This is a genomic window from Vibrio sp. Vb0667 (assembly GCF_033391095.1).
Map to the genome: position 1 here is coordinate 1 of NZ_JAWPOL010000018.1, position 15,456 is coordinate 15,456.

At 43.1% G+C, this 15,456-nt stretch carries 15 protein-coding genes; 2 read left to right on the plus strand and 13 right to left on the minus strand.

What is annotated here, in order from left to right:
* Positions 1-189: 189 nt before the first annotated feature.
* The 5 genes from R8269_RS15835 to R8269_RS15855 form a co-directional block, all read right to left on the minus strand.
* Positions 190-996 (minus strand): hypothetical protein, encoded by an 807-nt coding sequence (locus R8269_RS15835; protein WP_215810229.1) that lies wholly within the window; start codon positions 994-996, stop codon positions 190-192.
* 107 nt (positions 997-1,103) lie between these two features.
* The gene (locus R8269_RS15840; protein WP_215810228.1) at positions 1,104-1,871 is read right to left on the minus strand and encodes an FRG domain-containing protein; all 768 of its coding nucleotides are present in this window, start codon (positions 1,869-1,871) and stop codon (positions 1,104-1,106) included.
* 149 nt (positions 1,872-2,020) lie between these two features.
* Positions 2,021-2,578, minus strand: a complete 558-nt coding sequence (locus tag R8269_RS15845; RefSeq protein ID WP_017634132.1) for a nucleotidyltransferase domain-containing protein — start codon at positions 2,576-2,578, stop codon at positions 2,021-2,023.
* Positions 2,579-2,691: 113 nt separating this feature from the next.
* Positions 2,692-3,756 (minus strand): hypothetical protein, encoded by a 1,065-nt coding sequence (locus R8269_RS15850; protein WP_215810217.1) that lies wholly within the window; start codon positions 3,754-3,756, stop codon positions 2,692-2,694.
* 135 nt (positions 3,757-3,891) lie between these two features.
* Positions 3,892-4,380 carry a DUF523 domain-containing protein gene (locus R8269_RS15855; RefSeq protein ID WP_318222590.1) on the minus strand — a complete coding sequence of 163 codons (489 nt, stop codon included), beginning with the start codon at positions 4,378-4,380 and terminating at the stop codon, positions 3,892-3,894.
* A 245-nt stretch (positions 4,381-4,625) separates the two neighbouring features.
* Here R8269_RS15855 and R8269_RS15860 point away from each other — a divergent pair, with 245 nt between their 5' ends.
* Positions 4,626-5,588: an integron integrase gene (locus R8269_RS15860; RefSeq protein ID WP_017636093.1), complete on the plus strand. Its 963-nt coding sequence runs from the start codon at positions 4,626-4,628 to the stop codon at positions 5,586-5,588.
* Between the two features lie 43 nt (positions 5,589-5,631).
* Here the strand turns inward: R8269_RS15860 and R8269_RS15865 are convergent, their stop codons facing one another.
* From R8269_RS15865 to R8269_RS15900, 8 genes are all read right to left on the minus strand, one after another.
* A complete protein-coding gene (locus R8269_RS15865) occupies positions 5,632-6,105 on the minus strand; it encodes a DUF2947 domain-containing protein (RefSeq protein WP_054574728.1) in 474 nt (157 codons plus the stop codon).
* 13 nt (positions 6,106-6,118) lie between these two features.
* A complete protein-coding gene (locus R8269_RS15870) occupies positions 6,119-6,706 on the minus strand; it encodes an HD domain-containing protein (protein WP_005376917.1) in 588 nt (195 codons plus the stop codon).
* A gap of 1 nt (position 6,707) precedes the next feature.
* Entirely contained in the window at positions 6,708-7,292 is a 585-nt protein-coding gene (gene rimJ, locus R8269_RS15875; RefSeq protein WP_005376916.1) for a ribosomal protein S5-alanine N-acetyltransferase, read from the minus strand.
* A gap of 36 nt (positions 7,293-7,328) precedes the next feature.
* Positions 7,329-8,873, minus strand: a complete 1,545-nt coding sequence (gene tyrR, locus R8269_RS15880; protein ID WP_017820442.1) for a transcriptional regulator TyrR — start codon at positions 8,871-8,873, stop codon at positions 7,329-7,331.
* A 100-nt stretch (positions 8,874-8,973) separates the two neighbouring features.
* Positions 8,974-10,014 carry a YcjF family protein gene (locus R8269_RS15885; RefSeq protein WP_005388274.1) on the minus strand — a complete coding sequence of 347 codons (1,041 nt, stop codon included), beginning with the start codon at positions 10,012-10,014 and terminating at the stop codon, positions 8,974-8,976.
* A complete protein-coding gene (locus tag R8269_RS15890; protein ID WP_064368575.1) occupies positions 10,011-11,387 on the minus strand; it encodes a YcjX family protein in 1,377 nt (458 codons plus the stop codon). Before R8269_RS15890 ends, R8269_RS15885 begins: the two co-directional genes overlap by 4 nt.
* A 256-nt stretch (positions 11,388-11,643) precedes the next feature.
* Positions 11,644-11,829, minus strand: a complete 186-nt coding sequence (locus R8269_RS15895; protein WP_005376906.1) for a hypothetical protein — start codon at positions 11,827-11,829, stop codon at positions 11,644-11,646.
* A 174-nt stretch (positions 11,830-12,003) separates the two neighbouring features.
* Entirely contained in the window at positions 12,004-13,521 is a 1,518-nt protein-coding gene (locus R8269_RS15900; protein WP_017636098.1) for a fumarate hydratase, read from the minus strand.
* A gap of 270 nt (positions 13,522-13,791) precedes the next feature.
* On the opposite strand from R8269_RS15900, the gene pabB reads away from it, so the two are divergent.
* Complete coding sequence (gene pabB / locus R8269_RS15905) at positions 13,792-15,156, plus strand: aminodeoxychorismate synthase component I (protein WP_149191757.1); 1,365 nt, start codon at positions 13,792-13,794, stop codon at positions 15,154-15,156.
* Positions 15,157-15,456 lie beyond the last annotated feature (300 nt).

Consider the following 15,456-nt stretch of genomic DNA (forward strand, 5'->3'; position numbering starts at 1 on the left):
TTTTCTGTTAACTGAAGCTAGATTCACGCCAAGATACTACCCACTAGTCTATCGTTTGTCTCATGTCGCCTAACGCCGCGTTAAGTAGTGAGCAACGCCACCACGAAACTTAACCATACCACCGTAAACACAATACCCAACGATGGAATGAAAAATGCCAAGCGTTGGGAATCTGTCTTAAACGCTTTGTTATATTATTTTTAGCTCCCAGACTGTTGGAAACTTGATTATATTGGCTTGGACAAGCCCTATAAGCGCTAACACGAATGTTAATGTAATCATTAGCCATTGTTGTATTACGGCCATTTTATGCCTGCGGCTTTCCAACTGAAATGTTTCCAATGTTTGGATTGCTTTGCCCGTTAATTTATAGCTACCATCCTGCCTTTTTATTTCGCCAGACTGTACAAATGAGTCTAACTGTAGTTCTAGCAATCGTTTTAGCTTTTCTTTATCCGGATGATGAAATGAATAGAGAGAATAAGCCTTGTGCATTAAGGTTATAAGGGAGAACTCAGACCTCATTGAGCCATAGTTTTGTATAAGGAAAGATAGTAGTTCATGCCGTTTTTTTAATTCTAGAGTGCGTTTATTAAAAACATACTGGGCAACTCGACTACGGGTGCGGAACAGGAAGGCTCTAAATGCCATATAGCCCGTTTGATCATTGATAAGGTAGTCCCACAAACTTTCATAGGTAACTTCGAAATAACCAATGTACCGACGAATATCTAAACTATTTGGTTCTAACCAATGCAACTCGATTGTGGCTTCTTCATCAAAGCGTTGTAAATGCTTATCCCACAAATACCCTATGACTTTTCCATCAGTAACTTGTTTCGCTAGTAACTCTTCTTTGCCCATAACTTTAATAACTGTTGAGTAGCATCTTACTTTCGAACCTGCGTCTCCCGAGCGAGGTATTCTCGCAGGGCAATTCTGAGAAACCACATGTTTCAGTACTCGTTCAATTAGCCAATTCTTTAATTTTTTCATCGCTTCTCAATAAATAATATAACGCCGCATTAAGGTGTGAGCGACGCTTGGCTATCCTTGAGCGAAGCGAAAACGCCAAGCGTTGCGAATCACTCTTAAATGCTTTGTTAAGAGTCTGTCCACTCACGAATCACTCTCTTACTCAATGAGTTAAGATCTTGATATATATCATCTTCTTTATAGCCTAATGCAAACAATTCAGAACGCAGTTTATCTCTATCTTGTTCTCTAATCACAAACTTAACTATTTTCTTAATATCATTCTCAACGAAAAACTCATCAATTGGGCGTTCATCAGTGCCATGCACCGTAAAGGCACCTTGTTGTGACAATATTCGCCTATTATTGTTAGGTATATAGATTGCTAAAGGCTCTTTCGGAGTTTCTCCTCTGTTTTTTAGTACAGAGGGGAGATAGTTATCAAATTCATAACCGTGATCGCTCGATACATTAGAAACATATCCATTATCAACTACTTTCTCGTTGATCAAATGAGGTACCATCATATACACAATACGGCGATTATTTTTAGGCTTATCACCGTCCTCTTCAAGAGCAAAGTACAAAGCAACAAGCGGACTTTTCGTCCAGTCTAATAATCGGGTTGGAAGACCATAATGCTGCATTAGGGCATAAAGGGACCAAGGATCATCAATTGATTTATCAGTATATGCCTCATAATAGAGCATGAAATCTTGAATTAATTCAGGTTCTGATAACTTACGCCATGTAATACCTGGAACTAATTTATAATCACGGCTTGCGATACCACGAAACCATATATCAGCATGGTGAGTATCCCAAGTATCTTGAACCTTACTAACTTGGTTTACATAACTGCTAACACTGCTAATGTTAATTTCTTTGATGTCCAAATAACTCTCCTAAGACTCTTAACGCCGCGTTAAGGGGTGAACAACGCGACCACCTCACCTAAACCATTGCACCGTAAACACTTAAGCTGAATTAGACCAAAACTGCCAAGCGTTGTGAATCCGTCTTAAACGCTTTGTTATACAAACTTTTACAGCTTAGCCGCCAACTTCTTAAGGTAAGATTTGGCTAGTTCATTTTTACCTCGGCTTAACCACTTTATACACTCTAAAAGCTCCCAGATTAAGCCTTGGTCACCATTTGTATATGCAGGAAAGTCTTCATGCTTTGGTGCTGGAGCATCGGTTAATCGAGACTCCACAGCACCCGATTTATCAAATAGCACTTTGAAAGGTCTTGATATATCAAAAGGTTCGCTTAGATCTAGGCAATGAATCTCTGTGCTGGTTAAATCCGTAAAGATGTACTTTGTAAAGTAAGCATTCTCGTTATGGAAGCCTTGATTACGATAGAAAATTTCTTTGCCACGCTCAAAAGCTGAGAAACACTCTTGTGTGGATTTATGGAATTCATTTTGAGTAAGAATCAAAATGTCAGCGTCAGATACTCGGTCACCCTTACCTGAAGCCAATGAGCCTAATAGCACAGCGGCAACCACATTGTCTTCGCAAATAAACGCAGAACAAGCAGATTTAACCAGTTCATTTTGAAGGGGAAGATTTTCAAGATTAAGTTCTTCTAAACTCACAGTTACCTCCGTTTGTATAACGCCGCATTAAGGTGTGAGCGACGTTTGGCTATACTTGAGCGAAGCGAAACTGCCAAGCGTTGCGAATCACTCTTAAATGCTTTGTTATAAATTTATTGCATACTGTACTCATAACAACTATCTGAAAATTCAAATTTAAGGATCGATGCAGTACGGTCTTCGTTAGGAGATGACATCCTTAAGTCCAAGTCCCCCCTTGTGATTTCGGGATAAAACTCATCAGAGCAAGATATTAACGCCTCAGTTATAGGAATTGACAGCTCATTTTCACTAAGCCATTCATAAGAAAGTGAATATTTATCCGCAATACTTTCAATCATCTTTCTTTTAAAAGGAATAGTACCAGCTTCTTCATAGAACCTAGTCACACTTAATCGACTTTTAGAATAGTCATTTATATTTTCCCCTAGAGGTAGGTTAAGAGTTTCCCTAGCATAAGCGTTATACTCACTTAAACGATCAAAAAACCATCGTCCACTTCTCTCCTCTATCAACTCCGCTGCGAATTCATCAAGCACAATTGTCGGTTTGACTGATTTTTTAAGCTCTTTGAGTACGTATGAAAAGAAGTCAACCAGATAATTATATAAAATGCTTGTGTAATATATGAAGTAGGAACCAGCTGATACCATAAGCCCTTTAGGTTTCGAGTATACTGAACAATGTGGCATAACACTGTCTACATTTTCATTATAAACATTGAACATCAATTCATCATTGTCATAGAAAGGAATAATATTTACCCCCCCATGAACAATACGATTTCTAATTTTATTTATATCTTGATACCAAGATAAAGATAAAAAGTCATGGCTACGCTTATATTCTTCAAAACTATTTTCCAGTTTTTCATATTTATTGCCTTTTTTGTAACCAAGAACATAATCTGCGATCTGATAAGCCAAGTCCCAAATCGTACTTATTTTCAGGTAGCAATATTCAATCGTTTGAATGCGCATCAACTCATTTCTTTTATAGTCAAATCCAGAGGAATTTTCATTAAGAATAGAATCAACCGACAAATACAATTTCGTAAAGTTTGTAACTAAGTTCTTGCATTTACGAATAAATTTTTCATCATCTAAACCATTGTTTTCGTATGTTTGCATAAATAACAATAGGTCAAACATAGGGTTCTTTATACTATCAGCTTGCACAATAGCTCTCCTAATTTATAACGCCCTGTTAAGGGGTGAGCAACGCAATACCGATCCCACCGCATACCACCTTAATCACTAAAACGAACGCATAGTAAAAATGCCACGCGTTGCGAATCCCTCTTGAACAGTTTGTTAGCTATTTTGTTCCAACGTCTCTCGGAGCTTAGCTATCGTATGTTGACTGTAGACTTTAATTCCATTGCGCTCTAACAATGCAGTAGCTACCCCTGAGCCATCAATTTTGATCCCGTTGAATGTACCGTCATAAATTTTTAAACTGCCACAGGAAGGGCTGCCTTCAGCGAGTATCGCGTACTTTATTTGCTGTTTTTTGCAAAGTTCCAAAGCGTTCTCTGCCCCACTTACAAATTGTTCAGTAACATCAATACCATCATTTCCAACAACGTTTGCCAAACCATCAAGCACATCAACACCTTTACCAGTAATGATTTCGGCAGGTGCTCTAGGAATAGGTAAACCTGCAGATACTTCGGGGCAAAAGGTCACTAGTTCTGCGTTTGACTTGAGCCATAGCAGCTCAGGCTCTTTGACTGATAAACAGCTCGCATTGTATCTAACGTTGTTTCCAACCAGACATGAACTAACGAGAACTTTTACCACTGGAACTCCTTTATATACGAGAAATAGCTAACGCTTTCTATACGGCGATTTGCCGTTTTTCTGGCAGGCTACCGCCTTCTTTCTTATCAAAAGCGCTATCAATCGTAGCACTTATATGTATGAAACAAATAGAAAAACAGTATGAATATGTGTGGTAGCGCGCGCAATTAGTCGGCGCACAGCACGCTAATTTCAAAAGTGGTGATACATTAACGGAGCTGTATAAATAAACAGGTTAATTTATCATGAAAAGTCAGTTTTTACTTAGTGTAAAAGAGCACATGCTTACTCGTCATTATGCGAATAAAACTATCGAAAGTTATCTATTTTGGATAAAACGCTTTATCACTTTTCACCAACTTGCACACCCATCAACACTAGCAGAAGATGATGTCATTCAATTTCTGAGTTACTTAGCGGTAGAAGAAAAAGTTGCGGTAAAAACGCAAGCTTTGGCGCTGAACTCAATATCATTCTTATATCGTGATTATTTCAAAACCCCACTATCACTTGATATGAGATTTCAGAAATCCTTGACCGAAAAGAAACTTCCCGTTGTATTAACCAGGGAGGAGATCCGAAGATTCGTTCAGCATATCGACCCGAGGTATAGACTCCATATTCAGCTGCTTTACGGCTCAGGGCTTCGAGTTATGGAATGTTTACGCTTAAGAGTTCAAGACATCGATTATGATTATGGTGCAGTTCGCGTTTGGCAAGGAAAAGGAGGTAAAAATCGTACAGTCACATTAGCCAAAGAACTGCATGAACCACTCAAAGCTCAAGTTAATTTAGCAAGAAACTATTACTTTAAAGATAGGCACATGCCTGGTTATGCGGGCGTATACATCTCTGAAGGTTTACGACGTAAATACCCAAAAGCGGAGCTAGATTTTAACTGGCACTTTTTGTTTCCATCAACAAAGTTAAGCGCAGATCGAGACACTGGTGAACTCAGAAGGCATCATATCAATGAAAGCGCAATACAAAGAGCAGTAAAGCGCGCGGCAAGCGACGCAAGCATTGAGAAAACTGTAACTTGCCACACACTAAGACACAGTTTTGCCACGCACTTATTGGAATCTGGCGCAGACATTAGAACTGTTCAGGAACAATTAGGGCATACTGATGTGAAAACCACGCAAATCTATACTCACGTTATCGAGCGCGGGGCTGGCGGTGTGTTGAGTCCATTATCCAGCCTTTAGAAAAACAAAGCCACCTCGAAAGGTGGCTTTGCTTTATAACTCGTTATTGACGAACACCGAGTTTCACATTGCCTTTTGAATCAAACCAAAGTGCTTGTGAACGGCGACGTCCTATTAGTATCGGACCATCGTCATAAAAGAGAAAGTTCTTCCAGTGCTTTTTAAAAATAGACCATTTCGTTTCGATGACATTGTACTTCTCGTAGCAAAAGTAAACGGTCACATCGTCTTGCCAATCGATATGTGCCTCAACTTCCGCTAGCATGTCAGGTTCATCCGACTCCCACGCAGCCATCCAATCCACAGTTTCAGACCAATTCGCCTCATTCATTGGCCAGTCTTGGGAACTAAGTCTATCCATATCAGGGCTTTGAGCACTGATATTTTCTTTCCAAAATTGTGCTGAACGGGCTTGGTTCATCGGCTTAATAAAAGCCAAATCTTCTTCTGGCACAGGCATCGACTGATGCGTAAAAATCCATTTTCTTTGGTATTCATCCAAAGGCAAATAAGACATTCAGTCTCCTTTATTACGATTTCAGCCAACCTTTCTCTGTGGCTTCTTCAATCAACTCTTTCGCTTTGTCCCATAAGGTAACAGAGCCAAATTCAATTCGTTTATTAATGGTAAGTGCTTGTTCGCGTGAGACACCATGTTCCTTCCAACTCTGACCATTATTATGGTAGTTCAAGAGCATTGGAATTAATCGATCGAGTGCTTTTGCATACTTAGCATCATCGGTCTGCGCGGCTTCAAATTCATGCCAAAGCGCCAATAGCTCTTGCTCCTGATCGCTGGGTAACATACCAAACAAGCGCTCTGCAGCTCTAATTTCTTTTTCTGCTTGCTCTTGAGACGCAGCAGTATCATAAACAAAGGTATCGCCCGCGTCGATCTCTACTACGTCATGTATCAATAACATTTTCATCACTCGGCAAATATCAACAGGTGCATTCGCATGCTCTTCCATCAATATTGCCATCAGTGCGACATGCCAACTATGCTCACCACTATTTTCGAGGCGCCCTTCAGCACTTTTAACTCGAGTTCGGCGCAAAATGCTTTTGAGTTTATCGAGCTCGATTACAAGTGCTAACTGCTTTTCCAATCGTTCCATACTATCGCCCTTCTGGCTGCCAATTCGGATTAATAAGCGACGTTAGAACGTGGTCTTGCCACTCACCATTAATCAAAAGGTAATCTTTTGCATACCCTTCTCGGTTGAAACCTACATGCTCTAGCACAGCTTCACTACGTTTATTGTGAGGCATGTAGCCAGCTTGAATACGATGCAGTTTCTGAACGTTAAACATGTAGTCGCAAGCCATGGTTAATCCACGACGCATATAACCATGCCCTTGCGCTTTTTCAGCGAGAGAATATCCGACGTTACAAGAATAAAAAGGAAAACGACTCAAACTACTAAAGGATATCGTACCTAGCATTTCACCCGAAGAGGCTCTGACTAAAAGGCAATAATACCCCAATCCCATTCGATGCAGCTCATTGAGCTTGATAAGCTTTTGCAACCAACCGTTCACTGAGAAAAAAGCCTCTTCACGTTTCGGTTCAAACGGTTTCAGGTATTCTCGGTTGGCTTGAAAATATTCGGCAATCATATCTGCGTCACCGATTTCAGCGGTACGAAGAAGCAAGTCACCGTCCAACTTATGAACGGCGATAGATGAGCTGTTATCTTCCATTACAAATGATTAATTCCGTCTTTTCGTTCAATTCGATTAATTCTTACGTATACCGTAATCACGCAGTTTATTAGCGATTGAGGTATGCGATACATTCAAGCGCTTAGCAAGCTTGCGGCTTGATGGGAATGACTGATACAAACGTTCCAGAACTTGAGATTCATAATCACGCATGATCTCATCCAAAGAACCGTCGATGTTAAGCGTTGCACTACCAGCGCCGACTGACTGAGGCTGAGGTAAATTGAAGTGATCCGCGTTTAGTATATCACCATCCATTTCCGTGAGCGCTCGAAGAACCATGTTATCCAGCTGGCGCATGTTTCCTGGCCACTGATAATTTGCAAGGGCATCAACTAGACCATCATCAAACTCTGGCTTATCAATCCCAAGCTGTTGAGCATGTTTCGCCACAAACAACTCAAGCAATGGTGCAACGTCGTTTGAGCGCTTACGTAACGGAGGAATGCTGAGCGTAAGTACGTTGAGACGATAATACAAATCTTCACGGAACATTCCTGCTTCAGAAAGCTCGGCAAGGTTATGTTTTGTTGAAGCGATGATACGAACATCGACATGCATCTCATCTTCTGCACCGACACGACGGAAATTACCATCCTGTAGAAAACGTAACAGCTTGATTTGAAGGTGCGAACTCATTTCACCGATTTCATCAAGAAATACCGTGCCGCCATTTGCTTGCTCAAAGATGCCTTTGTGGCCTTGTTCATGATTGAATGAACCCGGCGCATGACCAAAAAGTTCGGTTTCTGCTACATCGTCAGGCATAGAAGCACAACTCAAAACTAGGAATGGCTTGCTCGCGCGGCTAGAACGGCTGTGGCAAGCTTTAGCAAGCATTTCTTTACCAGTCCCCGTTTCGCCCTCAATCAACAATGGTTGGTCAAGCACAGACAGCTTCTTAGCTTGGTTCATTAGTGCTTTATGACGGTTCGATATACCAACAAAGTGCTCAAAACCCAGAGGATTATGCAGCGGTAGTGCTTCTTCAATTCTGGCAACTTGCTGACTAGAGCGAATCGTCATTAGAGTACTCGCTAGAGTCGAGTTTTGCGCTTCGTCTCGGATATAAACGGGCATCAACTCTAGAACATAGTCCAAGCCATCAATCACAAGGTTTTCCCGCGTTCGACCATTAACACCTTCAGACCAACGAGAGAAACGAACACTTGGTAACAAAGCACCGATTTGAGTACCAATCACTTCTTGCTTGTGAAGGCCAAGCAATGAAAGTGCAGACATGTTTGCCATGTCTACGGCACCTTTAAGATCAATGGCAAAAACCGGATCGGGCAAGTTATCAACTAACGAGAGCAGCTCCGTATTGTGGCGCTCCATCGGCATAAACTGGATTTTACGTACGTCTTTCACCCCCGGAATACGGCGGATTTCAGCCATCAGCTCACTAAACGTATCAAAATCAATATCCGGGCAATTCAAATAGATAATACCGCTAATATCGATTTCGATACCACGCAAGTCGATGCTTTTAGACGCTAAAATATCGAGCAGTTCTCGGGTCAAGCCGAGTCGATCTTCACATAAGACTTCAAGACGCACTTAAAATATCCCAATTCACAACTGTCAGGAAAAGTTGACAGTAGTTTCTATCATGCTTGGAATGGCGTCAAGCAATCCTATCCATCAAAGTTGATATTCGTTACGGTTTCATCGTAATTGATGCAACTTTCGCCGCCACTGCCTTGCGTATGGTGCCCAACTTAACCTGACGGTCAGGATACCAGGGTAGTGGACGCAATAAGGTCATCGCTTTCAAGCCCAAACGTGCCGTTAGAATACCAACACCTAGTCCCTGCCCTGCACGAGCAGAAACTTTGCCAGCAAGATCCATCGACATCAAATCCATACTGGCATCAATAGCGAGCTCACTGGCTCCAGCCGCCGCCATATTGACAAATACCGCTCTTAGTAACTTGATGCGAGAGGCATAACCTAGCTCTACCCCATATACTTTGGAGAGGTTGTCGATCATTTTGAAATTTCGCCACGCCACCAGCAACATATCAGCGGCAGCCAGAGGGCTCACGGCGACTAGGGCCGCACACTCGGTTGCGTGCTGTGATACGATTTTCGTTGCCAACTTGTCTTGTTGGCTCACCACCATCGAGTCATACATATCAAGAATTTCAGCGTCACTATGAGCAGGGTTAATACTGTTCTGCCAACGATCAAAGCCCGGATTCTCTGCCATCACACCACTTTGTTCTGCTACGGTTTCGCAAAAGGCTTTCCCTTTCCCAACGCTCTCACTATTAACAAGTGCTTCTGCTTCTTCTTGAACACTAAAATGATTTCGTAGTTTTCGCAGTTTCCAAAGCTCTTTACCCATAGCTCCTAAACCAAGCGAAGCGATCGCAGCAATAAACCCCGTCCAGCTTAAGGCCAGCCAATCAGAAGCCTGAATTGCGGTTATAACCGAGTCCACCGCTTGCCAGCCAACCAAACCAGCAAAAGTTGCAAATGCGCCAGTCGCGAGCCATTTTCTGCCCGATTTTGGACGAATGACATGCTCGAGTTGCAATTCCTGTTCGGTCTCCTGGTGCGCTTCTTTAACTTCAACAGGTACAAATGTTTCTTTTTCGCCGAATGTTTGCTGCGCCGTCAACTCCGGTTGATTCGATTGCTGCTCTTTTTCCATTACCTTTTCAGAGAAAACTTGTTTTTGCTTCAACTCACTCATTTCAATTTATCTCCAATCAGGTAATCCAGTGCTTTGTCTAAGCGTATGTGCTTCACTGGCTCATCATTCGGTGAGGGCATCGGACGAAACGACGTAAAATCAAACCCGTTGTTTTGCCAATAAGCTGCATTTGGTAGCTTTTTCGGCACCTCTCCGGGAAACATAGTCATCGGCTCACCACCCAATGTTGTTCCTTGTAACGCCGGGATGGTCTTATCTCCAGAGGAAATAAACCCCGTCGTGGTTGCTTGGATGGAAGCGATACTCATGCAGCTCATCTCAATATTCTCGTAGGCTGCCGTTTGCCATGCTGGATGCACCATTTGTTGGAGCAGAGACACCAAATTTGGGTGCTGATCGGGCGTGATATGATCCGCTTTTGTAGCAGCAAACAACACTTTGTCGATTTTTGGTGAGAACAAACGACGCAAAAAGCTACTACGACCATAACGGAAGCTATGCATGATCTGTTCTAGCGCTTGGCGCATGTCGTAAAACGCTTCATCACCAGCATTGAGAGGCTGCAAACAATCCACCAGTACAATCTGGCGATCGAAGGTCGCAAAATGATGCTTATAAAACGCTTTCACTACTTTCTGTTGGTATTCCTGAAAACGGGCTTCTAGCATCGCTAAGTTACTGCCCTTGGACGCTTTGCTTTCCGAATCAACGCGACACGGGAAAAACTGTAGTACCGGCGCACCTGCTAGTTCACCAGGTAATACAAAGCGGCCAGGCTGAACCCAATGAAGGCCAACGTCTTTACAAGCATGAAGGTACTCGGTGTATGTGTGTGCAACTTTCTCAAGTAGTTTCTCATTCACTTCTGCAAAGAGATCCACTTTCTCCAGTTCAGAAAGCCAAGCTTTGGCTAAATCGCCACGCTGGCCTTTAAGTGCATCAAACTGAGTTTGCGACCACGTTGCAAAGTCCATGTCCAATAAAGGCAGGTCGAGCAACCACTCTCCTGGATAGTCGATAATATCAACATTTAAAATTGCGGTTTTACTCAACAGCTTTTTCGTAGTTTTATTTGGTTTGTACTTGAGCGCTAAGCGAATCTCACTCACATCACGTGTCGGTACTGGCCACTGAGGTGGAGTGGCATGAATTTGGCTCATCGCCTCATCGTAAGCAAAGCGTGGCACCATCATATTCGATTGAGGCTCACGCTTCGCCCCAATAAGGCGCTTATCTCTAGCCGCAGTCAAAAGAGGCAAATTGTCATGGGTTGCAGTATGAAGAAGCTGATTCACTAATGACGTGATGAATGCCGTCTTACCGGCACGAGAAAGTCCGGTGACAGCAATTCGAACATTAGAGTCCATACCTCTGTTGATAAAGTCATTAACTTCTTTCTTTATTCTCTTCATTACGCTTCTTTATCTTACTCCACTTTAAAACAACGTTGTCAGCGACTTCGAATTTCGATCTATGAATACTGTTCTATCCCGAATTCTATGAGTTTAACTTTATATACCTTAATAAAAGATGAACAAAACATCCGGCTTGATGCTGTATTAAAAAAAGAAAAGCCCCTGAGTGGTTCAGAGGCTTACTTAATCTACAGCATTAGTAACTCTATATGCGCTGATTACTATGTTAAACAGGAACCCGCTTTCTTTAAGCCTAGTCGTCTTCGATCAACTTATAGATAACAAATAGAGCGATTTCCAAAATCAACCACAACACACATGTGATGGTTACGTACTTTTCATCAAAGATGCTGATACCGTGAAGAATCAAGTCATAGCCAACAAAGCCACCTATCACTACAGCAAGAATAATTTGTAGAATCTGAATAAAACGAGGCATGCCGTCTCCTAATTATTGTTCGCATAACGTTTGATTGCTATGCCTAAAGGTTTATATCCTTAATTATATAGACAAAAAGTGCAGGTTTCGCTGCACTTTTGTCAATTGTTTGCTAGGTAAATCAGCACCTTGTCACATTCTCTCTACTGAGACGCAGCAAGATTGCCCTTTGCCTTATGCTTCCATCTCTTGAATTTTCACTTTCCAAGTGTCTGGACCGATTTGGTGCGCGTTAACACCATTTGAGTCGACAGCCACTGTTACTGGCATATCTTCAACTTCAAATTCGTAAATCGCTTCCATACCTAAATCTTCAAATGCGACAACGCGAGCTTTCTTGATCGCTTTCGCCACCAAGTACGCAGCGCCACCGACAGCCATTAGGTAAACCGCTTTGTGATTCTTGATAGATTCAACCGTTGCAGGGCCACGCTCAGCTTTACCGATCATGCCCATGATGCCTGTTTTTTCTAGCATCATATCGGTGAATTTATCCATACGCGTTGATGTTGTTGGGCCAGCAGGACCAACGACTTCATCACCAACTGCATCGACAGGGCCTACGTAGTAAATAAACTTACCGTTTAGATCTACGCCTTCAGGTAGACCTTCGCCATTATCTAGCATGCCTTGAATACGTTTATGCGCAGCATCACGACCAGTCAGAATTTTACCTGATAGAAGAACCGTTTCGCCTGTCTTCCACTCTTGTACTTCTTCTTTAGTAATTGTGTCTAAGTTTACGCGACGCGTATTTTCGCCCGCTTCCCAAGTAATGTCTGGCCAATCTTCTAGTTTAGGTGGTATTAGCTCTGCTGGGCCGCTACCATCAAGCGTGAAGTGTACGTGACGAGTCGCCGCACAGTTCGGGATCAAACAAACAGGCTTAGAAGCCGCGTGCGTTGGCGCAGTTTTGATTTTAACGTCGACAACAGTCGTCAAACCGCCAAGACCTTGCGCACCGATACCAAGTTTGTTCACGCGATTGAAGATATCCAAACGAAGCTCTTCTTCTGCGTTTTGTGGGCCACGGTCAATAAGCTCTTGAATATCGATGTGTTCCATTAGAGATTCTTTTGCCAATACCGCTGCTTTTTCAGCCGTACCGCCGATACCAATGCCAAGCATGCCAGGAGGACACCAGCCCGCCCCCATTGTTGGTAGCGTTTTTTCTACCCACTCAGCAATATCGTCAGATGGGTTTAGCATCACCATCTTAGTTTTGTTTTCGCTACCGCCGCCCTTCGCAGCGATCTGAATTTCAACTTTATCGCCCGGAACCATGTTGATATGTACGACGGCAGGCGTGTTGTCTTTGGTATTAATACGTTTACCAGCAGGGTCCATAAGTACTGACGCACGCAACGGGTTATCAGGGTTCGTGTACGCTTGTCGAACACCTTCATCTACCATCTGCTGAACCGTCATGTCGGTCGAATCCCATTGCACGCCCATACCGATGTTGACGAAACACGTCACAATACCAGTATCCTGACAAATTGGACGGTGACCTTCTGCGGACATTCGGGAGTTAATTAGGATCTGAGCAATCGCGTCTTTCGCGGCTTGACTCTCTTCGCGGTGATAGGCTTTTTCAAGAGCTTGAACAAAGTCTAGCGGGTGGTAGTAGGAAATATACTGTAGCGCATCAGCGACACTGCTGATCACATCCTGCTTGCGTATTACCGTCATTACATGCCTCGTTATAGTTATGCTTCCATTATTGGCTTGGCTTCAATCGTGTTTGTTAAGCTTATTGCTCTTTTGAGCTTCGTTTTTTATAAACAATTGTCGAACGGCTGATATCGACACACGAAATGCTGAAGTTGCCTACTTGTAAACCATCTCAAAACCCTATGAATAGAGGGAGTTTGGCTACACAGAGGAATATGATACTCTTGCTGCCCATGACATGCCATGCAGTGAACGATCTCTTTGTCACAAATTACACAAATGAACAACATGGACAATCAATTCATTGATTTTAAAGCGTTGGAATACGCACCAGAGTTTGCTCTTCACCTTTTTTCTCGCATTCAACACCTACCTTGGGCGATGTTGCTGCGTTCTGCATCAAAAACGCATATCGATAGCCGCTTCGATGTGTTGGTCGCCAACCCGATTGCAACGTTAGAAACCACTGCCGACAACACACAAGTTGAAACGCCATCGAATGCCTATTCAACTCAAGATGACCCATTCACGCTGCTTCATCAATTGCAAGAACAGTGGCTTCCTCACGTAGAGTTAAATAAAGAATTGGATTTGCCTTTTGTTGGTGGTGCGCTCGGTTACTTCAGTTACGATTTAGGTCGCCGCGTAGAAACGATGCCAGAAGTGGCAGAAAAAGATCTCAACACGCCGGATATGGCGGTAGGTCTGTATGAATGGGCCGTTGTTGTTGACCACAAGCTTAAAAAAGCATGCCTAGTTGGTCAGAATATCGAGCAAGCTTGGCAGTGGTTAAACGAGCAAAAAGCAGAACAAACCGTTGACTTCGCTTTGTCTGGTGCTTGGCAGTCAAACATGACGAAAGAGAGCTACGCTACTCGCTTTGACAAGGTGCAAGAATACTTGTTGAGCGGTGACTGTTATCAGATCAATTTGGCGCAGCGCTTTAACGCACCGTATCAAGGCAGCGAGTGGCAAGCGTATCTGAAATTGGAGTCCGCCAACCAAGCGCCATTCTCAGCGTTTATCCGTATGCCTGAGTCTTCGATTTTGAGTATCTCTCCAGAGCGCTTTTTAGAGCTCAAAGATCGCGTCATTGAAACAAAACCAATCAAAGGTACTCGCCCACGCAGCGAAGATCCAACGAAAGATAACGCTAATGCCCATGACTTGCAGACAGCGGAAAAAGATCAGGCAGAAAACCTGATGATTGTCGATTTGCTGCGTAATGATATTGGTCGAGTTGCATCACCGGGTAGCGTCCACGTGCCAAAGTTGTTCGATATTGAAAGCTTCCCTGCCGTGCATCATTTGGTGAGCACCATTCGTGCAAATTTGGATGAACAATACGCTCCTGCGGATTTGCTGCGAGCGTGTTTTCCAGGCGGTTCAATTACGGGAGCACCTAAAGTTCGCGCAATGCAGATTATTGAAGAACTGGAGCCGCATCGACGCAGCGCGTATTGCGGCAGTATTGGCTACATTTCACGCCATGGTCGTATGGACACCAGCATTACTATCCGAACTCTTGTAGCGGAAAAAAACAAACTTTACGCTTGGGCTGGCGGCGGCGTCGTGGCAGATAGCGATTACGCCTCTGAGTATCAAGAAACGTTGGATAAGCTTTCAAAGATTTTGCCAGCGCTGCAATCGTAGGTTTCAACAGCACACAACGCCGCTTTAATGCTATTGACGAAAACAATCCGCCTCCAGAACGGATAATGCCGCTCATTTAACAGCGAGTGGCATATTTCTGTATCTCATCACCCTGCACAGCGACGAAAGAGCGTGATACAGGTTCTTCTATTCAAGCACTTTGTGGTCAAATTTGTTTCATTACCCGCTCATCGTGCTGCTACTAGATTCTTAGTCTCGCCAAGGCTCGCTAGAATGACCCAAAAAACATCGTTAAATGATCGGCATTATCCAGTGTGGTGCGTTTTTTTGTGTGTTTTA

What these genes read in the sequence shown, in the direction of transcription:
- R8269_RS15835 (WP_215810229.1), bottom strand. Translation starts at nt 996, where the DNA reads ATGAAAAAATTAAAGAATTGGCTAATTGAACGAGTACTGAAACATGTG.
- R8269_RS15860 (WP_017636093.1), top strand. Translation starts at nt 4,626, where the DNA reads ATGAAAAGTCAGTTTTTACTTAGTGTAAAAGAGCACATGCTTACTCGT.
- R8269_RS15865 (WP_054574728.1), bottom strand. Translation starts at nt 6,105, where the DNA reads ATGTCTTATTTGCCTTTGGATGAATACCAAAGAAAATGGATTTTTACG.
- R8269_RS15870 (WP_005376917.1), bottom strand. Translation starts at nt 6,706, where the DNA reads ATGGAACGATTGGAAAAGCAGTTAGCACTTGTAATCGAGCTCGATAAA.
- rimJ (WP_005376916.1), bottom strand. Translation starts at nt 7,292, where the DNA reads ATGGAAGATAACAGCTCATCTATCGCCGTTCATAAGTTGGACGGTGAC.
- R8269_RS15885 (WP_005388274.1), bottom strand. Translation starts at nt 10,014, where the DNA reads ATGAGTGAGTTGAAGCAAAAACAAGTTTTCTCTGAAAAGGTAATGGAA.
- R8269_RS15890 (WP_064368575.1), bottom strand. Translation starts at nt 11,387, where the DNA reads ATGAAGAGAATAAAGAAAGAAGTTAATGACTTTATCAACAGAGGTATG.
- R8269_RS15895 (WP_005376906.1), bottom strand. Translation starts at nt 11,829, where the DNA reads ATGCCTCGTTTTATTCAGATTCTACAAATTATTCTTGCTGTAGTGATA.
- R8269_RS15900 (WP_017636098.1), bottom strand. Translation starts at nt 13,521, where the DNA reads ATGACGGTAATACGCAAGCAGGATGTGATCAGCAGTGTCGCTGATGCG.
- pabB (WP_149191757.1), top strand. Translation starts at nt 13,792, where the DNA reads ATGGACAATCAATTCATTGATTTTAAAGCGTTGGAATACGCACCAGAG.